The organism is Dysosmobacter acutus (genome assembly GCF_018919205.1).
Classification (GTDB): Bacteria; Bacillota; Clostridia; order Oscillospirales; family Oscillospiraceae; genus Oscillibacter; species Oscillibacter acutus.
Genome location: NZ_JAHLQN010000001.1, coordinates 1029671 through 1049601, shown reverse-complemented (window position 1 = coordinate 1049601; position 19931 = coordinate 1029671). Strand labels below are relative to the sequence as shown.

Annotated in this window: 23 protein-coding genes and 1 tRNA gene; 10 read left to right on the top strand and 14 right to left on the bottom strand. The window is 59.2% G+C overall.

Annotation, left to right across the window (positions count from 1 at the left end; all coding sequences use genetic code 11):
- Positions 1-12: 12 nt before the first annotated feature.
- From prmC to KQI82_RS05035, 6 genes are all read right to left on the bottom strand, one after another.
- On the bottom strand, positions 13-876 hold the full coding sequence (prmC, locus tag KQI82_RS05060) for a peptide chain release factor N(5)-glutamine methyltransferase (RefSeq protein WP_216631794.1): 864 nt from the start codon (positions 874-876) through the stop codon (positions 13-15).
- A 22-nt stretch (positions 877-898) separates the two neighbouring features.
- Entirely contained in the window at positions 899-1861 is a 963-nt protein-coding gene (locus tag KQI82_RS05055) for a DUF1385 domain-containing protein (protein WP_216631793.1), read from the bottom strand.
- 63 nt (positions 1862-1924) lie between these two features.
- Positions 1925-3370 (bottom strand): sensor histidine kinase, encoded by a 1446-nt coding sequence (locus KQI82_RS05050; RefSeq protein ID WP_241426619.1) that lies wholly within the window; start codon positions 3368-3370, stop codon positions 1925-1927.
- Positions 3349-4164: an EcsC family protein gene (locus KQI82_RS05045; RefSeq protein ID WP_216631792.1), complete on the bottom strand. Its 816-nt coding sequence runs from the start codon at positions 4162-4164 to the stop codon at positions 3349-3351. Before KQI82_RS05045 ends, KQI82_RS05050 begins: the two co-directional genes overlap by 22 nt.
- Positions 4165-4215: 51 nt before the next feature.
- On the bottom strand, positions 4216-4902 hold the full coding sequence (locus KQI82_RS05040; protein ID WP_216631791.1) for a response regulator transcription factor: 687 nt from the start codon (positions 4900-4902) through the stop codon (positions 4216-4218).
- 16 nt (positions 4903-4918) lie between these two features.
- Entirely contained in the window at positions 4919-6259 is a 1341-nt protein-coding gene (locus tag KQI82_RS05035) for an FG-GAP repeat domain-containing protein (protein ID WP_216631790.1), read from the bottom strand.
- Between the two features lie 215 nt (positions 6260-6474).
- Between KQI82_RS05035 and KQI82_RS05030 the strand changes: the two genes are divergently transcribed.
- From KQI82_RS05030 to KQI82_RS05000, 7 genes are all read left to right on the top strand, one after another.
- Positions 6475-6561: transfer RNA gene (locus KQI82_RS05030), tRNA-Leu, on the top strand.
- Between the two features lie 199 nt (positions 6562-6760).
- Positions 6761-7120: a DUF3796 domain-containing protein gene (locus KQI82_RS05025; RefSeq protein WP_216631789.1), complete on the top strand. Its 360-nt coding sequence runs from the start codon at positions 6761-6763 to the stop codon at positions 7118-7120.
- The gene (locus KQI82_RS05020) at positions 7110-7310 is read left to right on the top strand and encodes a helix-turn-helix transcriptional regulator (protein WP_478213749.1); all 201 of its coding nucleotides are present in this window, start codon (positions 7110-7112) and stop codon (positions 7308-7310) included. Before KQI82_RS05025 ends, KQI82_RS05020 begins: the two co-directional genes overlap by 11 nt.
- A 260-nt stretch (positions 7311-7570) precedes the next feature.
- Complete coding sequence (locus tag KQI82_RS05015) at positions 7571-8044, top strand: hypothetical protein (protein ID WP_216631788.1); 474 nt, start codon at positions 7571-7573, stop codon at positions 8042-8044.
- Positions 8045-8296: 252 nt separating this feature from the next.
- The gene (locus KQI82_RS05010) at positions 8297-8836 is read left to right on the top strand and encodes a methylated-DNA--[protein]-cysteine S-methyltransferase (protein WP_216631787.1); all 540 of its coding nucleotides are present in this window, start codon (positions 8297-8299) and stop codon (positions 8834-8836) included.
- A 136-nt stretch (positions 8837-8972) separates the two neighbouring features.
- A complete protein-coding gene (locus tag KQI82_RS05005; RefSeq protein ID WP_216631786.1) occupies positions 8973-9680 on the top strand; it encodes a M48 family metallopeptidase in 708 nt (235 codons plus the stop codon).
- Between the two features lie 120 nt (positions 9681-9800).
- Positions 9801-10667: a DegV family protein gene (locus tag KQI82_RS05000; protein WP_216631785.1), complete on the top strand. Its 867-nt coding sequence runs from the start codon at positions 9801-9803 to the stop codon at positions 10665-10667.
- An 82-nt stretch (positions 10668-10749) separates the two neighbouring features.
- Here the strand turns inward: KQI82_RS05000 and KQI82_RS04995 are convergent, their stop codons facing one another.
- Positions 10750-11160, bottom strand: a complete 411-nt coding sequence (locus KQI82_RS04995; RefSeq protein WP_216631784.1) for a PaaI family thioesterase — start codon at positions 11158-11160, stop codon at positions 10750-10752.
- Positions 11161-11381: 221 nt separating this feature from the next.
- Here KQI82_RS04995 and KQI82_RS04990 point away from each other — a divergent pair, with 221 nt between their 5' ends.
- The 3 genes from KQI82_RS04990 to feoB all read left to right on the top strand — a co-directional run bounded on the left by KQI82_RS04990 (position 11382) and on the right by feoB (position 15200).
- Complete coding sequence (locus KQI82_RS04990; RefSeq protein ID WP_216631783.1) at positions 11382-12737, top strand: oxygen-binding di-iron domain-containing protein; 1356 nt, start codon at positions 11382-11384, stop codon at positions 12735-12737.
- A 135-nt stretch (positions 12738-12872) separates the two neighbouring features.
- Positions 12873-13100 (top strand): FeoA family protein, encoded by a 228-nt coding sequence (locus KQI82_RS04985; RefSeq protein ID WP_187332293.1) that lies wholly within the window; start codon positions 12873-12875, stop codon positions 13098-13100.
- Positions 13101-13124: 24 nt separating this feature from the next.
- Complete coding sequence (gene feoB / locus KQI82_RS04980) at positions 13125-15200, top strand: ferrous iron transport protein B (protein ID WP_216631782.1); 2076 nt, start codon at positions 13125-13127, stop codon at positions 15198-15200.
- A gap of 36 nt (positions 15201-15236) precedes the next feature.
- Here the strand turns inward: feoB and KQI82_RS04975 are convergent, their stop codons facing one another.
- The 7 genes from KQI82_RS04975 to safA form a co-directional block, all read right to left on the bottom strand.
- Positions 15237-15902: a M15 family metallopeptidase gene (locus KQI82_RS04975; RefSeq protein ID WP_216631781.1), complete on the bottom strand. Its 666-nt coding sequence runs from the start codon at positions 15900-15902 to the stop codon at positions 15237-15239.
- 148 nt (positions 15903-16050) lie between these two features.
- A complete protein-coding gene (locus KQI82_RS04970) occupies positions 16051-16611 on the bottom strand; it encodes a hypothetical protein (RefSeq protein ID WP_216631780.1) in 561 nt (186 codons plus the stop codon).
- 12 nt (positions 16612-16623) lie between these two features.
- Positions 16624-17682 carry a baseplate J/gp47 family protein gene (locus tag KQI82_RS04965; protein WP_216631779.1) on the bottom strand — a complete coding sequence of 353 codons (1059 nt, stop codon included), beginning with the start codon at positions 17680-17682 and terminating at the stop codon, positions 16624-16626.
- 10 nt (positions 17683-17692) lie between these two features.
- Positions 17693-18043: a hypothetical protein gene (locus KQI82_RS04960; protein WP_216631778.1), complete on the bottom strand. Its 351-nt coding sequence runs from the start codon at positions 18041-18043 to the stop codon at positions 17693-17695.
- A 4-nt stretch (positions 18044-18047) separates the two neighbouring features.
- The gene (locus KQI82_RS04955) at positions 18048-18431 is read right to left on the bottom strand and encodes a hypothetical protein (RefSeq protein WP_216631777.1); all 384 of its coding nucleotides are present in this window, start codon (positions 18429-18431) and stop codon (positions 18048-18050) included.
- A 5-nt stretch (positions 18432-18436) separates the two neighbouring features.
- Positions 18437-19369: a hypothetical protein gene (locus KQI82_RS04950; RefSeq protein ID WP_216631776.1), complete on the bottom strand. Its 933-nt coding sequence runs from the start codon at positions 19367-19369 to the stop codon at positions 18437-18439.
- Positions 19366-19926, bottom strand: a complete 561-nt coding sequence (safA, locus tag KQI82_RS04945) for a SafA/ExsA family spore coat assembly protein (RefSeq protein ID WP_241426618.1) — start codon at positions 19924-19926, stop codon at positions 19366-19368. Before safA ends, KQI82_RS04950 begins: the two co-directional genes overlap by 4 nt.
- Positions 19927-19931 lie beyond the last annotated feature (5 nt).

Sequence of the window (19931 nt, the reverse complement as noted above, 5' to 3'; positions counted from 1 at the left end):
CTATACTTCCGGCTAAAGTTCCGTGCAAAGGGTGCCATAGACCACCCGTGGAATCCCCGCCGTATCCCGTACGATCTGAATGTCGCCAAAGCCCTCTGAGCGCATGATCCGCAGCACCTCGTCGGCCTGTCCCACGCCCACCTCAAAATAGAGCCGGCCGCCGGGGGCCAGGGCCGGGCGCCACAGCTTGGAGATGAGGCGGTAGAAGCGGTAGCCGTCCGCGCCCCCGTCCAGGGCCATAGAGGGCTCGTAGTCCCGGACGGATGCGTCCAGTGTGTCCAGGTCCGCTGTGGGGATGTAGGGCGGGTTGCAGACAATACAGCGGAACTCCCCCATGGAGACGGGCTTTTCCAGCGCGTCCGCCCGGACGGAGATCACCCGGCCGGACAGGTTGTTCCGCCGGATGTTCTGGCGGCAGACCTTCAGCGCCTCCTCCGACAGCTCCGCCAGCACCACATGGGCCCGGGGCGTATGGGCGGCCACCGCCAGCCCAACGCAGCCGCTCCCGGCGCACAGGTCCAGCACCCGGCGCTCTCCCTGCTCCTTCAGATAGGAGATGGCCTCCGAGGCCAGAACCTCCGTGTCGGTCCGGGGGATCAGCACATGGCGGGAGATGTCCAGGGGCAACCCATAAAACTCCCACTCGCCGATGAGGTAGGCCACCGGCTCGCCCTTCAAATGGCGTTCCAGGAGTTCCCGGGCCCGCTGCTCAATGGCCGGGGAGGCATAGAGCGCGCTGTCCCGGTACAGCTCCTCCCGGGTCTTTCCCGCGGCGAAGCACGTGAGCTCCCGGGCCTCCAAAGTGGGCATTTCCACTCCGGCGGCCTTCAGCTGCCGCCTGAGGTCCAGATATAAATTGTTATAGGTGACTGCCAAGGCATTTCACTCCTGTTGTCAATTACCACGCGTCCTTGCCTTTTTCCCCGGGCAGCACCAGCTCCAAAGAGCGGATGGCCACCTCGATCATGGAATCGTCAGGCTCATTGGTGGTGAAATTCTGCATCCACATCCCCGGTGCCGTCAGCACCCGGGTCAGCGCGTTGTCATTGCGGCCCACCCAGCGGTTGAACTCATAGGTCACACCCACCACCAGGGGCAGCAGCACCAGGTGCACCGCCGTACGCAGCCAGACGTTGGTGATGGGCCAGATGCCGAAAACCACGCTGGAGAAGAGGATGGACACGAAGATCACCACGAACAAAAAGCTGGTGCCGCAGCGGGGGTGATGGCGGGACTGGGCGCGCACGTTCTCCACCGTCAGCGGCAGTCCCGCCTCATAGCAGAAGATGGTCTTGTGCTCCGCCCCATGGTACTGAAACACCCGGTAGATGTCCTTCTGCCGGGAACAGACGATGAGGTAGATCAGAAAGATGACGATTTTCAGAATGCCCTCCACCAGGTTCCGGCCCCACATGGGAAGGCCGGGAAAAAAGTGCAGCAGCCCGCCGGTCAAAAAGGTGGGCAGCACCAGGAACAAAAAGACGGACAACCCCACGCCCAGCACCACGGAGAGGCCGATGATGAAGCTCTCCATCTTTTTGCTGGAAAAATGTTTTTCCAGCCACTGGTCAAATTTGGAGGGCTTGGCGTTTTCATCGTCCGGGTAGAAATCCGCGGAGTACATCAGGGCCTGGACGCCCTTGACCATGGAGTCCAGGAAGTTCACCGTGCCCCGGATCAGCGGCCAGCCCAAAATGGGGTGCCTGTCCCGGATCAGCTTCAGCTCCTCCACCTTCTCCACCAGCCGGCCCTCCTGGTCCCGGACCACAATGGCCTGCCGCTCCGGGCCCCGCATCAAAATGCCCTCGATCAGAGCCTGTCCGCCGATGCTGGTGCGAAACTTGTTTTTTTCCTCTGCCATAATACCCTTTCCCGACTGAGATTGTATCACAGTCTCTTTAATAATGCAACATCTGTTCTATTTTCAATTGGTGGTTGGAATGCGGATGGTGACCACGGCGCCGCCGCCCTCAGCATTGCCGATGTCAAAAGTGCCGTTGTGCAGCCGGACGATTTCGTCGCACACCGCAAGCCCGATTCCGCTGCCCCGCGCCTTGGAGGAGCCCTTGTAGAACTTCTGCTTCACAAAGGGCAGCTCCTGGGCCGGGACGCCCGGGCCGTAGTCCCGGACCCGGATCACAAGATACACGCCCTCCCTTGCGATGGAGGCGTCAATCCGCTTGCCGGAGCCGCCGTGCTTGGCGGCGTTGTCCAGCACGTTGCAGAACACCTGCTTGAGCCGCTCCGGATCGCCGGTGATGGGCTCATACAGCTCTCCGCCGTCGTCGTAGGTGAGCTCGATGCCCTCCTGCTTAAAGAGCTCTCTGTAGGTGTAGATGGCGTCCTCGAACTCGGCCTGCAAATCCACCTGCTCCACGCTGAGGGTAAAGCGTCCGTCCTCCATCTTGGAGAACTCCAGCAGCTCCTCCACCATGTTGGTCAGCCTGCGGGACTCCTTCATGATGATCCCCAGGCCCCGGCGCTGCTGCTCCGGGTCGCCGCTTGTGTCCTCCATCATGGTCTCGGCCCAGCCGTTGATGGCGGTCAGGGGCGTGCGCAGCTCATGGGAGACGGAGGAGATGAACTCCGTCTTCATCTTTTCGCTCTGGCTGATCTTCAGCGACATGTCGTTGATGTTGTCCACCAGCTCCGCCAGCTCGTCGGAATACCGGTTTTCCACCTGGATGCCGTAGCTGCCGGCGGAGATGCGCTTGGCGGCCTGGCTGACCTCCGCCACCGGCTCCACCACGTTGTTGATGAACAGCAGGTTGGAAAACACCACCATGGCGATACAGACCACGGCAATGAGGATGACGATCAGAATGCTGATGAGAATCTGGCGGTTGACCTGCTGCAGCGAGGTGACATAGCGCATGATGCCCACAGTCCGCCCGTTGAAAGAGAGGGGGCAGGAGACGGACATGATGTTCTCCCCGGTCTGTGGGTCCCGGCCCCGGAACGAGGCGATGTCCCCGGTCTCAACCGCCTCCTGAATGTCGGAGGTGCCGGGAGAGGTTCCGGTGGTCAGACCGTAGGAGGATATCTGGATCTGGCCGGCGCCGTTTAAAAACTGGAGCTCCAGCCGGTCCTTATCCTCAAATCCCTCGGCATAGCTGTTGGCGATCTGATAGTACTGCATGTAATTGTTCAGCGAATAGCTTGTGACAAAGTCGGCGCCCGCCTTTGCCTTGGAACGCAGGGTGTTCTGCATGGTGCTGAAGTAATAGCTTGTGACGCTGGCGGAAAAGAGGCACACGGTCAGCACCACCATCATCAGCACCGGCATAATGGTATTAACCACCCAGCGCTGGCGCAATCCCCGAATCTGGAGGGTGCTTTTCATATTTTTCATGTGTTCGGAGTACTCCATGACTCACCCTCCTTTCTCTTCCAATCCAGCAAAAACCGCCTGCGGTACTTCAGCTCCGCATAGCGCTGTACCCGCTTTAGGACCACCGCGTCCCAGGCGCCTCCCACGGCGCCTGCCACCGGAATTCCCTGGAGGAACTTCATGTACAGGAGATTGCGGGAAAGGGCCGCCGACGCGGAGCGCCGCAGCTCCTCCTGGGGCACAGGCACGGTCCACTCCCCCTCCTGGAGGAAATGGTTCAGCTCCGCGTTTCCCGCCCTCAGCTCCTCTCCGCAGGAGAGAGCCGTGGGGATCAGCTCCAGCACAAACCGGCGCTCCTCATTCCCGTCCCAGGGGTAGCCGTAGTTCACCGCAAGCTCACAGAGGCTTTTGAGCAGCACTCCCGTAAAGAGCACCACATCCGGCAGACCCACACCCACCAGGCCCAGCCCCACGCCCTCCACGCCGGAGAGCAGCAGATTTTTCCGCCCTGCCCCCGCCGCTGCCCGGGAAAAGGCCCGCAGCGACCGGCGGTCCGGCTGGAGCTGGGCAGCATAGCGGCGCAGCAGGTACTCCCGCTCCCGCTTCCGCCTGCCGCTGACTCCCTCGATCAGTCCGGTTCCCTTTTCAAGCACCGTGGAAAACGCCTTCTCAAAAGCGGATTCCAATGTCTTTTGCAGCGTTTTCGGCACCACCGTCTCCAGCCTGCGGTTCAGATAAGGCGTGCGCTGGGTCTGATTCTGCTCCAAAAACCGCTTCTCCCGCTTCCAAAGCCGGGCGTACTCCTGCTCCCATACCGTCTTTTTACTGGCCATTGTCTCCTATATACCGCTCCGCAGCTGCGGCCCGGCGGCTCTGCTCCACGCTTAAAAGCCCCATTTATACCCGTATCCCCACACGGTGGTGATATAGGTGGGGTTGGTCACATTGTCCTCGATTTTCAGACGCAGACGGCGGATGTTCACGTCCACGATCTTCAGCTCGCCAAAGTAGTCCCGGCCCCAGACCATATCCAGGATTTCCTCCCGGGAGAGGGCCTTTCCCGGGTTCTCCATGAACATCTTCATAATGGAGTACTCCACCTGAGTCAGCTTGATCCGCTCCCCGCTTTTCTCCAGCGTGCGGTTGCGGGTATTGAGCAGAAACGGCTCCTGCCGGATTTCACCGCTTTGCTCGTCCGCCCCGCCGCCGGCCCGGCGGAACAGGGCGTCCACCCGGGCGGTGAGCTCCGCAGGGGAGAAGGGCTTGGTCACATAGTCGTCGGCGCCGGTCATCAGGCCCGTCACCTTATCCATCTCCTGAGAGCGGGCGGTGAGCATGATGATGCCGATTTTTGTGTTGGTTGCACGGATCCTGCGGCACACTTCAAACCCGTCGATGCCGGGGAGCATGATATCCAGCAGCGCGACCCTGGTATCCGGGTTGTCCTTCAGACGCTCCAGCGCCTCCTCGCCGCTCTCCGCCTCCACCACTTCATATCCGGCACGGCGCAGGTTGATGACGATAAAGCTGCGGATGCTGGACTCATCTTCCAAAACCAATACTTTTTTCATGGCTGCCTCCCTTTCATCAATCGTCTCCCGACGCCCATTCGGTGACAATCAGTTTGAAGCTGCTACGCAGTTCGTCCTCCGTGATGCCGAACTCCCAGCTTTCGTTGGCGTCCAGCAGCTCCCCCGCGAAAATGGTCTCCGCCTGACGGCTGAGCAGAAAACGGCTGCCCTGGGTAATCCTGTACTCCGGGCTGCTACCGCTGATGGCATATATCTTCAGGAATTCCTGATAGAGCTCCGTATCGCTGCCCTGGATGGCAAAGGTCACGGCGACCTCATCCGGATCGCTGTCGTCCCGCGAGACCGTCACCCGCTTTTTCCACTCCTCGGGCAGAATGAGGTACCACCCGTCCGCCGCGTCGTGGTAGGTGCTGATGGCCAGCGTGGGCGATCCGTTGATGTCGTACCTTCTCCAGTTGATGGAGTAGCATGCGTCGGTGCTGCCCCAGCCGGCAAGGTCAAAGGGCGCCGGGACCTCCGTCAGCCCGTCTCCGTCGATGTCCGTGGGAAACAGGGGCTGGTAGCGGAAAATCTCAGTGGACACGCCGGTAGCATTGTTCATGGTGATGTTCACCAGTTCGTCGTTTTTCACCGCCAGGATATCCGTGACCTGGAACAGGGAGTCCTCCACCCCGGTGACAAACAGGGCCGGGACGCCGCCTTCCAGCATGCCGGAGCGGACGCGGCCCGAGGAGAGCTCGGCGATGGAGACGGAGATGTTGGCGGACGGGCGCTGAACCAGCGTCTGATCGTTCCAGACATAGTAGTCCGCCACCGTGTTTCCCTGGTCGTCGGAGCGGATCATCACCAGCTCCTGCATCCCATCCTGATTGAGATCCCGCACCGCGTAGCGGGAATAGGTGTTGCGCAGCAGCTCCACAGGCTGGAAATCCTTCAAGGAATAAACCGTCAGCGCCTGAAGCTCCGTGCTGACGCGCCACCCCACGATCAGCTCCTGCATGCCGTCCTGGTTCATATCGGTATAGGAGATGCTGTAAATGGCGCTGCCGCTGCCTTCAATCACCGCCGCCTCCTCATAGGAGTCGCCCACGGACCGGAAGATGTAGATCTTTAACGGCCGCTCGTCCGCGCTCCTGCGCATGAAGGCCAGCGCCTCCTCTTCCCCGTCCCCGTCCAGATCCACCATCTGTACGGGCTGGATGTTGCTGCCCGACTGGGGCGCGGCGTACTCCCCGCCCCCGGCCATGATGGCGTCAATGCGCTCTCTCAGCGCCGTGTACTCCGGAGGAAGCTGGGGCAGGCTGTAAAGCTCCTCCACCGAGGCGTTGAACAAACACCCCGACAAACAGAAGGTGACTGCCAGCAAAATGGCAGCCATCCAGCATTTTTTCATCATACGGCCCACTGGCAATCCCCTTTCCTTTTCAGGACATATTTTAACTTGTATATGATAGCACATTGCTTCTTGTTTGTGTAGCTTTTTTGCTGTTTTTCAAAGGAGTTTTTCATTTGTTCATTTTTGTGGAGATTCCCCTTGCGGCACAGGCTCATCTTTTCAAAAGTTCCTCTTGAATTTGTGGTTTCTTTCAGGTATAATAACACCGTTCATCTGCCGGTGTGATGGAATTGGTAGACGTAGTGGACTCAAAATCCACCGCTGGCGACAGCGTGCCGGTTCGAGTCCGGCCACCGGCACCAACGCCCCGCAGCTTATATAGCTGCGGGGCGTTTTCTTATTGCTCCGCGATGGTAAAAGCCTGCCGGTTCCCGGACGGTTGAAATTTCACTCCGCAGGGCGGGCGCGCCTAAGACACAAAACGCTTGACTTCCGAAAATAATTGTGGTAAATATTTATCATAAAGAGTGAAATATATCACATTATTTGGAGGGCTGTTTTATGAGACATGGACTGAATTATCTGGGCTTTTTATCTCTTTTGGCATTGATAGCCGTTTTGGGGTGGACAACGGAAAATGAAGGGCTCTATGGATTTTTGGGGTTTGCCTATTATCTTCGCTATTTCTGGGTCATCCCTGATGAGTTTTTTCGGCTCAATGTTCAAAAAGCCGCCACATTTGCATTCATGGCGGAAATGATTTCTCTTGTCCCGTTTATGTTTGCCTGTTCATTTCTTTTCGGTGCCGTCAAAGCCGTCCCAACCGCTTTTGGGCTGAGCTATGCGGCTGCAATCCTTGCGTTTACCGCTGCTCTGCTTGCATTGGAGTGGAAAGAACAAAAGGGGGCAAATGATGATTAAAAATCGTATAAAAGAGTATCGGGCAAGATATGACATGAGCCAGGAGGATTTAGCCAAACGGGTGGGCGTGCGCAGAGAAACCATTGGAAACCTTGAAAAAGGCAGGTACAATCCCTCATTGGTCCTGGCATGGAATATCGCAAAAGTGTTTCACGCATCCATTGAGGAAGTATTTACTGTAGAAGAGTAGCGGGACGCCTTCCATGGGGCGCCGTTTATGCCTGGGCATCCCATTGATCCGGAAAAAACGCCCGCAGGGTGATTTGCGGACCTCCCCGCCGCATAAAGTACCAATGCGGCAGTCGTTATTTCCACAGCGATATGAGACGCGCAAAAATGTTTCGTGTAAATTTACGCAAACGACTGTTGAAATTTGCGCAAGTCATGCTATAATAAATGCATAGCAAAGCCCCGCCTTAGTAATTTTGAAAATATCGGGAGGTAATGATCATGGGCTATCCTCAGACAGGCAACGAGGTATATGTCGGCTTTTCTCTGTCCGACACCATGTTTTCCGGAATCGGCAAAGGAACCATCACCCGGGAGACGGTTTCCGCTGATTATTTGAAGGACCTGTTTACAAAGTACGGCGTGGTCGTCTCGGCAAAGCCCGAGCAGCGCCGGCTTTTGGAAATGGTGAACGCAATCTATGATTTGAAGCTTGAGATCCCCGAGACGCTGAAGATCATCCAGCTTTCGGAAAAGCACCGCCGCCTCGTGACCATCTCCGTCCAGGGGCTCAGACGGATCAACGGCTCCCTGCTTCCCGAATACTCGAATGAGGAGTTCCAGGAGGCTACCTTCGGCTTTGTCAAATACTACGTCCAGAGCCGCCACTATGACGAACTGGTGGCGGAAAACGAAAAGCTGAAAAAGGATTTGGATCTGGAAGTTGCCTGGCGCACCCGGGTATCCGACATCTGATTCCTCCGCGGCTGCCCTTGATTTTCGGGCGGACCTCCCGGCAGACAAAAATGAAAAGCGGCAACGGACGGGACACCTGATCCGCTGCCGTTTTTTGCCGCCTTTTTTCAAAAACCGTCGAAATCAGCGGGACAACTTCGGGAAAACTTGCTATAATACGCAAAGAAGCTTTAATACGAACGCGCCCGCGCACCGGGAAAGCTCCCGTGACGCAGCCCACCGCAGCAGGCGCGGCAGATCAGGGAGGTTGCCATGTACCATTCCACTACATACCCATCCCCTGTGGGGACGCTCACCCTTGCGTGCGACGGTAGCCACTTGGCAGGTCTTTGGCTGGAGGGGCAGAAGTATTATGGGGGCTCCCTGACCGAAGAGCTGGTTCCGGCCGATGACCTGCCGGTTCTGAATGCCGCAAAGGAGTGGCTGGACAGATACTTTGCCGGCCAGCGGCCCAGCTGTCATGAGCTCCCGCTGCGCCCCGCCGGCAGTCCGTTCCGCCAGCTGATCTGGGAGCTTCTCCGGGAGATTCCCTACGGCCAGGTGGTCACCTATGGGGAGATCGCCCGCCGGGCGGCAGCAAGGCTGCACCGGGAAACCATGTCCGCTCAGGCGGTGGGCGGCGCTGTTGGGCACAATCCGATCTCGATTATCGTCCCCTGCCACCGGGTGGTGGGCGCGGATGGCAGCTTGACAGGCTACGCCGGAGGCATCCCGGTTAAAAAGAAGCTGCTGGAGATAGAGGGCGCCGACCTGTCCGGGCTGTTTTGTCCCCGCGCCGGGCGCGCGCTTTGATGTTTGAGTGTGCTGCTTGTGATTCGAAGGTCCGCTATTGAGGCGGACCTTCCATTTTGGCGAAACCGTGGTATACTGGACACATACTCCCGGCTCCGGGGCACGGGAGGCAATCTGTAAAGCAGGAGGACATTGCGTGCAGCAGATCACGGTGGACGGTGAGTCGGTGCTGATTCACCGCAAGCCCATTCGAAATATGTACCTGCGCCTCCCCTCTGCCGGCGGGGCGCTGTATGTCACCGCTCCCTGCTCCGTCAGCGACCAAGCGGTGGCCGCCTTTGTCCGCGCCCGCCGGGACTGGATTGAAAAGCAGCGGTCCGCGCGGCCGCCGCGGCCGCCCTGCGCCGGCTGCTCCGGAGAGCGGTTTTTTCTCTGGGGCGAGATGCTTCCTCTGCGTGTGGATGAGGGCCCCTCTCCCGGTGTATCCCTTTGTCAGCGCCGGGAAATCCGGATGACTGTCCCCCCGGGCAGCACGGCTTCCCAGCGGCTGGCCCTGCTGGATCAGTGGTACCGCCGGGAGCTTCAGTCCGCCCTTCCCGATGCCATCGCCCGGGGCGAGGAAGCCACCGGACTTCAGGCGCGGCAGTGGATAATACGGGACATGCGCACCCGCTGGGGCAGCTGCACACCCAAAACCGGCGCCATCCGCGTCAATTTACAGCTTGTCCGCAGGCCCGCTGCGTGTCTGGACTATGTGGTGGTCCATGAGCTGACCCACCTGCTGATCGGCGGGCACGGCCCCCGGTTCCGCCAGGCCATGGACCGATTTTATCCCTCATGGCAGGAAGTCCGCCGGCTTCTGAATCAATTTGACGCCCAGCCCCTTCCGCCGGAAGTGGTTTGATTTTTTTGCTTTTTTTCAGATCATGGTTGAAATTTTCAGAAATTCCCTATACTCTATAATAGAGTTATTATGTACCATAAGACCGCCGACTGCCGCGGTACAGATAAGGAGAATCCATCTATGGACAACACCTACCAAATTATCACCGACGCCACTGCCGATCTGGACCCCCAGACCGCCGCCGCGCCGGAACTGAAGGTAATCCCCATGCCGGTCACCATGGAGGGCCGCACCTTCCACCACTACTGCGACTTCCGCGAGGTATCCGCCAAGGATTTTTACGATCAGCTGCGGGGCGGCGCCATGCCCCAGACGGCACAGATCAATATCCTCACCTATCTGCGGGCGTTTATCCCGGCGCTGAAGGCAGGAAAGGATGTGGTCTACCTCTGCTTCTCTTCCGGCCTTTCGGGCACCATCCAGTCGGCCCATATGGTCATGGCGGTGCTGCGGGAAAAATTTCCCCAGCGGAAAATCGTCTGCATCGACACACTTGCCGCCAGCATAGGCCAGGGCTTTTTCGTCCGTCAGGCGCTCCAGCGCCAGCGCCTGGGAGATTCCTTCCAGCAGCTGTGCGACTGGGCGGAGGAGCGCAAGCTCCAGGTCGCCCACTGGTTCACCGTGGAGGACCTGAATCACCTGCACCGCGGCGGCCGTCTTTCCAGAACAGCGGCCGTGGCGGGCACCATGCTCCAGATCAAGCCCATCCTTACCCTGGATCGGGAGGGCCACCTTCAGGTGGCCGGGAAGGTGCGGGGCACCGTCAAGGCCTATCAGTCCATGATTTCCCGGATGAAGGACACCTGCACTGACTTCTCCTGCGCTTACATCGGCCACTGTGATGCGCCGGAGTCGGCGGAAAAGTTGGCGCAGATGGCCCGGGACGCCGGGATCCAGACCACTCTCATCGCCCCCATCGGGCCCGTTATCGGCTCCCACGTGGGCGCGGGCATGACCGCTCTGGTCTACTGGAATAGCGGACGGTAAATAAAAAACCTCCCCGGAACAAAGGGTTGTTCCGGGGAGGTTTTTTAAGGGCCTGCCGGCGGTGGTTGGTCTGAGCGTATCCTCACGGGTTGAGGCAGAAGAAGGTGAAGTCCCCCGTCACCAGCAGCTTTCCTTCGCTGCTGCGCACCTCCGAGCGAACCACACAGGTGGTCCTGCCCCGGTGGATAATGGTCGCCTCCGCCCGGATGGTCCCCTCTTTGACGGTGCTGATGAACTGCATGTTGCTGTTTTGTGTCACATAGCGCCTTCCGTCGGTGCGGGCCGCCGTACCTGCCGCCGTATCCGCCATGGTGTAATAGGCGCCGCCATGGGGCATCCCGTAGGGGTTGCAGCTCTCCGGCACCACGGTCAGCTCCACCGCGGCAAAGTCCTTCTCCACCGCCGCCAGGGAAATGTGATTATACTGCATGAAGCCGTTGGACAGGCACTGGGCCTCGCCCCGCTCCCGAATCTCCCGCTCTTTTTCATCCATACGCTCTCATCCTTTCCGAATTTGCCGCAGGTGCCATTGCCCGCGGCCAGACTTGCCTCTTAAGATGGCTTTTTCCCATTGAAGTATACCATATTCTTCCCCTGCTGTCATATAATTTGCGCCTTCCGCCATCTCATTTCCATTGATTTTTCCAGCCGATGGCTTTATAATAGGAACGAATTTTAGTATCCGCATCTGATTGCGGCAAGGAGGTCTTATTGATGTACTGTGTCAGGCAGATTCTGCCAGAGCTCTGGTGGGTCGGCGGAAACGACCGGAGAATCGCGCTTTTTGAAAATGTGTTTCCGGTGCCCCGAGGCGTCTCCTATAACTCCTATCTCCTTCTGGACGAGAAGACCGTCCTGCTGGATACGGTGGACAAAGCCGCCGGGGAGGTTTTTTTTGAAAACTTAGAGCACCTTCTGTGTCAGCGTTCTCTGGACTATGTGGTGGTCAATCATATGGAGCCGGATCACTGCGCCACTCTGGCCGATCTGCTGCGCCGCCATCCGGAGACCACCGTGGTGGGAAACGCCAAGACCTTCCAGCTGATCCGCCAGTTTTTTGGCCTGGACCTGGCGGACCGCTCCCTTGTGGTGGCGGAGGGCGACCAGCTCTCTGTCGGCAGCCACACCTTCCGCTTTTTGATGATGCCCATGGTCCACTGGCCGGAGGCCATGGCCTCTTTTGAAGAGTCGCAGGGTATCCTGTTTTCCGCCGACGCCTTTGGTTCCTTTGGCGCCCTCTCCGGCAGCCTCTTTGCCGACGAGGTGAATCTTGAAAAGGACTGGATGGATGAATGCCGCCGATACTATGCCAACATTGTGGGTAAATACGGCACCCAGGTGCAGTCTGTGCTGAAAAAGGCCGCGGCCCTGGACATCCGCATGATCTGCCCCCTCCATGGCCTTATCTGGCGCAGCAATCTGTCCCTTCTGCTGGACAAGTATGAAAAATGGAGCACATACACTCCGGAAAATCATGCGGTACTGATCCCCTACGCCTCCGTCTACGGCCACACTGAAACCGCTGTGGAGGCTCTGGCCTGCCGTCTGGCCGACGCGGGCATCACGGACATCTCCCTTTATGATGTATCGGCCATCCACCCCTCCTACATAGTCTCCGAGGCCTTCCGGTGCAGTCACATTGTTCTGGCCTCCACCACCTATAACGGCGGGATCTTCTGCAACATGGAGACGCTTTTGATGGACTTGAAGGCCCATGGACTGCAAAGCCGGACTGTTGCCATTGTGGAAAACGGCTCCTGGGGTCCCATGTCGGGCCGGTTGATGCGGGAGCTGGTGGGCTCCATGAAGAATATGACGCTTCTGGAGCAGAGTCTCACCCTGCGCTCCGCTCTGGCGAACAGCCAGTACGACCAGCTTGACACCCTGGCGAAGGCCATTGCAGATTCCATGAACAGCGCCGCGGTTGAGGAGACCGCGACGGCGGAAGAAAAAAAGAAGGGTTATCGCTGCAGCATCTGCGGCTATGTATACGAAGGGGATTCCCTGCCGGAGGGCTTCACCTGTCCGGTGTGCCATGTGACTGCGGATCACTTTGAGCCTGTTTCATAAAAAATCGAATTCTGTTCAAAAGGGAGAGCGTATAGCGCTCTCCCTTTTTTGTACCCAATAGCGCACAGCCGCATATTCTGTTAACAGGAGAGAACCAGGGGTTCTCTCCGAAAAACTATTCGGAGGCTGACTCTTATGACTGCTTTATCAGATTTACGGGAGGGGCAGCGGGGCCAGGTGGTCTCATTGCTCACCCGCGACAGCATGCGGCGCAGGCTACAGGATATCGGGCTGATCGAGGGAACGGAAGTGGAGTGTGTTCTGAAAAGCCCCGCCGGTGATCCTGCCGCCTATCAAATCCGGGGTGCGCTCATTGCGCTGCGTCGGGAGGATTCCGATCAGGTCATGGTCCTTCCCGCGTGAACTTTTCTTTGGAGGTGAATCGAATTGGGTCTTACCGTCGGTTCTACCGGCAGAGCCGCCATTGACACAAGGCTGCGCAGCAGCGGAGAACATGAGGCAGTGTTCGCCCTGGCCGGAAATCCCAATGTGGGAAAATCAACGGTGTTCAACGCATTGACAGGCATGAATCAACATACCGGGAATTGGCCCGGTAAAACAGTGGCAACCGCGCAGGGGATCTGCCAACACGGCGAAAAATCGTACTTACTGGTGGACCTGCCAGGCTGCTACTCCTTGCTGGCTCACTCCGCTGAGGAGGAAGTGGCCCGCGACTTCCTCTGCGGCGGAGAGCCGGATGCGGTAATCGTCGTCTGTGACGCCACCTGCCTGGAGCGCAATCTCAACCTGGTCCTTCAAACGCTGGAGATCACCTCAAAGACTGTGGTCTGCGTCAATTTGATGGACGAGGCAAAGCGCCGGAACGTCACCGTGGACATAGAGGCGCTTTCAGCCAAGCTGGGTGTCCCGGTAGTTCCCGCCGCCGCCCGCAGCGGCACAGGACTCAGCGAATTGATGGACGTTGCCGTCAGTCAGGCAAAGCTTGACGGCGGTACCGCCCGCCCGGTGATCTACCCGCCGGATATAGAGGCGGCCGTGGGGCTTCTCTCACCAGCCCTCTGCGAGTCAAGCGTCCATCCACGCTGGGCAGCGCTCCAGATGCTCTGCGGGAACCTTACGCCCCCAGACAACTGCCCCCAGTTGGAGGAGGCCCGAACCCTGCTTCAGGATGCTTACCCCACCCCCGACAAGCTGCAGGATGCCGTTGTCTCCCGGATTGTGGAGACAGCGGAGCGGATTGGCCGCAGCGTGGTATACCAGAGAGAGGATCGGCGCACAGAGCGGGACCGGCGCCTGGACCACATTCTGACCAGTCGAAAGACCGGTATTCCTGTGATGCTGGCGCTCCTGGCCGGCATTTTCTGGCTGACCATCACCGGCGCCAACTACCCCTCCTCTCTGCTCTCCTCCACCCTGCTTTCCTTTGAAGAGCCAATCCGAAGCCTGCTCCACACTTTAGGCGCGCCGACATGGCTCAGCGGCGCTTTGGTGGACGGCATCTATCGGACGCTGGCCTGGGTGGTCTCCGTCATGCTGCCGCCCATGGCCATTTTTTTCCCCCTCTTCACCCTGTTGGAAGATTTGGGGTATCTGCCCCGGGTGGCCTTCAACCTGGACCACAGCTTCCGCCGGTGCCGCGCCTGTGGGAAGCAGGCGCTGACCATGGCCATGGGGTTTGGCTGCAACGCCGCGGGCGTCACGGGCTGCCGCATCATCGACTCCCCACGGGAGCGTTTGATCGCCATTCTCACCAACAACTTCGTCCCCTGCAACGGCCGTTTTCCCACCTTGATTACCATGCTCACCATCTTCTTTGTGGGAGTGGAGCGCCAGTCGTCTTTGCTGTCCGCTCTTCTGCTCACCGCCCTGGTCCTTCTTGGCGTGGGAATGACGCTGGCCGCCAGCAGCCTGCTGTCCCGGACGCTGCTGCGGGGCGTCCCTTCCTCCTTTACGCTGGAGCTGCCCCCTTACCGCCGTCCCCAGGTGGGCAAGGTCATCGTACGCTCGATCTTTGACCGAACCCTTTTCGTTTTGGGAAGAGCGGTTTCCGTGGCGGCGCCTGCGGGCCTGGTGATCTGGCTCTTATCCAATGTCTCTCCCGGAGGGGTCTCTCTTTTGTCCCGCTTTGCCTCTGCGCTGGATCCTGCGGGGCGGTTCCTTGGCCTGGACGGAGTCATTCTGCTGGCCTTCATTTTGGGCTTCCCGGCCAATGAGATTGTGGTGCCCATCATCCTCATGGCCTATACCGCGCAAAATACCATCATCGAGATGACAGATCTGCGTTCCCTTCAGGTTTTGCTCACCTCCAACGGCTGGACGTGGGTCACCGCTCTGTGTGTGATGCTCTTCTCCCTCTTTCACTGGCCCTGCTCCACCACCTGTCTGACTATCTACCAGGAGACAAGAAGCATTCGCTGGACGCTGCTGGCCATCGCCCTTCCCACCGTCATCGGAATTGTCCTTTGCGCTGTGCTCTCTCATCTGCTGGTGCTGTTTGTCTGATGAAAAAGGCCCCGCCTTGTAAGGCGGGGCCTTTTTCTATTCCATCGTCTTTGCCAGCCGTTCCAGAAAGGCGGCCATTTCCTCCCGGGTGCAGAAGCTTTTGTACATCATGTTTCCATCCTTGTCGCCCCGGATGATTCCCTCCCGCTCTGCCCATGCTCTGGCCTCGGCGCTCCAATCGGAGGGCTCGTGTTTGGCGCGGGCCTCCAGATAGGTCTCCATCATCTTGTTGAACTGTTCTTGCGTCATGGGTTCCTCCTCTTGCTGATAAAGCGGCATGGGCGGCGGATAACGGCCGGCGCGGATATCCGCGTTGGTGTAGCTGCCCTTGTCGTCCCACTGAAAATGGGGGCGGTCCACAATGGATTTCCAATCTCCGCCCCACGTAAATCCCATCTGCTTGGCCAGTGCGGCCACCTTTCGGAAAAAGTCCGGATCGCTGTATTCCTCACCCTTGACATTTTTGCTGATGTCAAAGGCCAGACCGGCCTTCACCGAGTGAAAGGTCGGGACCTTTCCATTGGTGACAATGCTCCCCGGGCGTGTCCTGCCCTGTTCGTAGAGATATGCTTGGTATTCCTCGTCCCGCACCGTATTGGTCACCAGTACCGCCAGGCCGCGCTCTTTGCACAGCGCAAGCAGCGTGCGGCAGTTGGCCTCCACATCGGAGCGCAAACGGGAAATGTCTCTGCTGTTGATCATCTCAATCACCTTATATGGCCTGATCCTGCGTGCTTTGTTTAAGCGGCGGCCCCGGTATAGGGCCGCGCTGTCCGGCGTCTCCCAGGCCTCCGGGACGCTTCTTTATCAGTATAGCCGGAATCCGGCGCTGTGCCACCGGCCCCTTGGGTCATACCGCCATCTGGAAGGCAAGGAAGGTATAGCCCGCAGCCTCCACCTCGGCCCATGTGTAGCCGTGGGCCTCGCACTCCGCCCAAGTCAAATATCTATAGTAGAACTCCGTCTCCAAATGGGCCGGGATGATGTCCAGAATGATTTTCTCAATCCGCTCAGACTCCTCCGGCATTCCAACCAAACCGGGAAATATGATCCGGATCCGGTCCTCCAACTCAATGGCCTGGGCGGGAATTCCGCATCCGCCGATGGTGTCGTTGATTGCCTTGAGCGTAAAGCTGTCTCCGTCGATGCGCATCAGGGCGGCAATTGCCTCCCGTCTCAGCTCAGTGGTGGGCGCGGCGTTTCTCCGCGCAAACAGCGCTTCTCTCCGGTCCAGGCCCTCCTCTTCCGCCGTGGCATTGATTCCCTCCCGCTCGGCGCGGTCCAGCGCCCCGGCGCACAGGTCCAGCCCCCCGCCTGCGGCGGACAGCTCCCCTCCGCTGAGACTGCCCTCTTTCATCTGATAGATTCCAAGAGGCCGCAGCAGGTCCTTCAGATAGGTTTCATACCCCATGTCCCAGCCTCCTTAGCCGTTCATCTTGTTGATGGTCACAGGGCCTAACACAGGCAGGACCTTGCTGTCCGCCGGAATGTCCTCCGTGGGCAGCACAAGGTGGTAGTTCTCCACGCCTGCCGCGTGATAGATCAGGTTGCCCAACTGCGCCAGGGTCACCGACTTGCCTAACTGCTTTCCGGAGAACTGCTGGACAAGGGCTTCCTCTACGCTGGTCTTCACCGATTCAAACGTATACCCGCTCTGCGCTTCCACCTGAGCCGTCACCGCCACCTCCCGTGTCTCGGGCGCAAGAACCTGAACATCCACGGCGATCTCCCGCTTTTCCTGGAGGTCCGCCCGGATTTCCTCTATCAGATCCTCCGAAGGGACTCCGGTGGCGGCCGCTACGTAGACGTCCACTGTGCCGATGCCTCTGGCCCGTCCCACCACGGTGGCAGCTGCCACTGAGGCGTGATTCATGGCGATCTTCTGGTAAAAGGCGGCGTTTGCGCCGTTGGGCAGCCTTTGATAGCTTTCAAGAATGCGCTTGCGAAGGGATTCATCGTCCTCCGCGTCGCTTCCTCCCGCGAAGGGGTTCGGATTGGTGCAGCGCGTGATCCCCACCGGCATGGCGGCCATCCACACAATGGACCCTGCCACCGCGTTGCCCGCGCTGCCGGCCTCCACGGCCGCGGCAGGCACGTCCACCGACAGCGTCCCCGCCGCCATGGTGACCTCCCTGGTGGTGACAAAACGCACGTTATCCTCCGTCATGCACTCCGTGCCAGCTTCAATCATCAGGTCCATGGTTAAGGCGTTGTCTGTGAGAAAGCGCAGCGTTCCCTGGGCACGGACCGCCTCCTGGCGGGTAATCCCCCTGAGCTGTGCGTGGTAGTCCAGATACTCCCCCTGGGCGGTCTGGGGAAAGCTCTGGTCCAGTACCCAGTCCGCCTGAATCAGAAGCGAGTGCACCTGGGCCGCCACGGCGTAGAGGCGGACACTCAGGTCGCAGGACTCCTCTGGAACAAATCCCGCCTTTTCCGCAAAGGTTTCCAGAAGCTCCTGATAGATTTCGTCAATGGTTTTCATTCTCTTCTCCTTACCGGACTGTGAGGGGCACTCTGAGCTCCTCTCCCTCATAGAGCAGATGAACCTTGATGTCCAGCCGCCCCTGCCCGTCCTTGCCTAACTCCACGTCCGTCACGCTTAAGTCCTCCTCGTCGGAAAGCGCCTCCGTCACATATTGCAGCGCGGCTCCCTTTCTCCCCACAGGGTTCTCGCCTCCCAGCTGATAGAGCCTGCTGCCCAACTGAGGCAGAAAGGGCAGGGCGCCTCTGCGGGCCGTCAGCTTGAACAGCACCCTCTGCAAAAGGGCCTCCCGGCCACTGACATGCCTGAGCCCGCCGGCTCCGTCGGTCACATAGTCTCCGTCCCTGATCTTCAATTCCATACTCTCACTCCCCGATGACCGGCGCCTGATACTCCTCGCCGTTGATATAAAGCCTGCCGGACAGGTGGATTTCCCCGTTGTTGTTCAGACGGATGGAGGCCCCGTTGGAGTGGATGAGGACTTCGCCCGGCTCCAGGTCTTTTCCCTCCGGGTCCTCCACCCCGGCCACGCAGCACTCCTCAGCCCCGGTGCCTCCCCGGATCAAAAGGGCGGCCGTGCCGTTGTCCGGCTTCCAGGCAAATCCGCCCGGCCCCATGACCGGAAGGTTGCGCACCTCTCCCCGGGCCAGCACGCCTGCGCTGTCGCCGCTGATGGTGGTCACGCCCAGATCGGCGGCGGGGAGCTCCGCCGTCCCCTGGGCGCTTCTCAGCTGTCTTGATAGCCACATACCGATTATCTCTCCTTCAGTGTCAAAAGGCAGGTCTCTCCGCTCTCATCCAGGCTGCTGCGGGCCTCTTCCACCCGGTAGCTTCCGGAGATGCCCGTCCTCTCCATGCGCAGCGTCACCTGGTCGCCCGGCTCCGCCGCAAACGCCCCCTGCAGCTTGACCTCAACGGACAGCTGATCCTTCCGGGACTCCTCGATCTGATAGGTCCCCGTGTAGCGCATGGCCTCGTACGTACTCTTTCCCGGCGTATACAGCACCCGCCGGCAGCTGCCGCCCCGGCTCAAAAAGGGCTCGTTTTTCACCTGGTGGGAGACGCCCCGGGACTTGTCCACCACCAGCACCTCCGACAGCACGCCGTAGCGCTGCTCCCGTTTCACTATGGAGAGCACCGGCGAGCCGTCCGTCAGAGCAAGCGTCTTTCCGGCCACGTTTTTTTGAAGAATCACTCTCCCAACATGGTCGAAATAGGGAGAAAATCCGCCATAGCGCCGGGTGAACCCATCTATCGCCTTCCACTGGCTGACGCCGGAGCTGACGGCATAGGCGCCGGAGAGCGGCAGAGCCGCGCTGCAAGTCAGTCCGTAGGGCGTCACGTGATTGCGTAAAATCACCTCTGTGGTGGCCCGCTGGTAGTTGGCCGCGGTGGATTCGTTGTCCAGCAGCAGCGCGCACAGGCCGCGTCCGGCCACCGTCAGCAAAAGGCCCTGCTCCGACTGGTGGATTTCGTATTCATCCAGCACGCCGTAGAAAACGCTGACCCCATCTACCGCCGCCCGGAAACGGTTCACCCTGGGCAACACCTCCGCCATGGACCTCTCATAGAGGCACACAGCGGTAAAGCTGTCGCAGGGCACCCCTCCTGTCCGGATGATCTCCCAGTTCAGCAGGACCGGCAGCGTGTACACCACGCCATCGTACGTTTTCAGTTGCCCCTTCACCTGATCTTCACCTGATTTCCCGGATAGATGAGGTTGGGATTTTTGATCTGCGGGTTATTGGCAATCAGGGACTGAAGCGTGACCCCATACCGGTTTGCAATCCCCCATAGCGTGTCGCCTTTGACCACAGTGTAGTAAACGCTGCTGTTTCCCCGGCTCACAGTGCTTCCGCCGGCCTCCTGGTCCACACTGAAGGACCCGTAGCCGTCAAAGCTCTCCCAGAATTCAAACGTGTACTTGACGTAGTCGGGCCTTGGCTGTTGGGCCAGGCTCAGGGAGATGAAATAGGCGTTGGCCGCCATCCACACAGGATGCACCAGCAGCCCCGGCCCCTTCTTGTAAAATACCACCGCCAGTTTGCGGAACTCATCATAAGCCCCGGCCCCGGCAAATTCTCCCTCGCCCCGCATCACCCGGTTCCCAAGGTCCAGATCCTGCATACAGTACCGGCCAAAGGGCACCTTGTGAACCGCCACCTTTCTCTGGTAGGTGATGCTGTAGGTGGCCGGATTGTGGGGCCATACATAGTCCTTAAAGCGCATGGGTGTCAGTTCCATCTGAT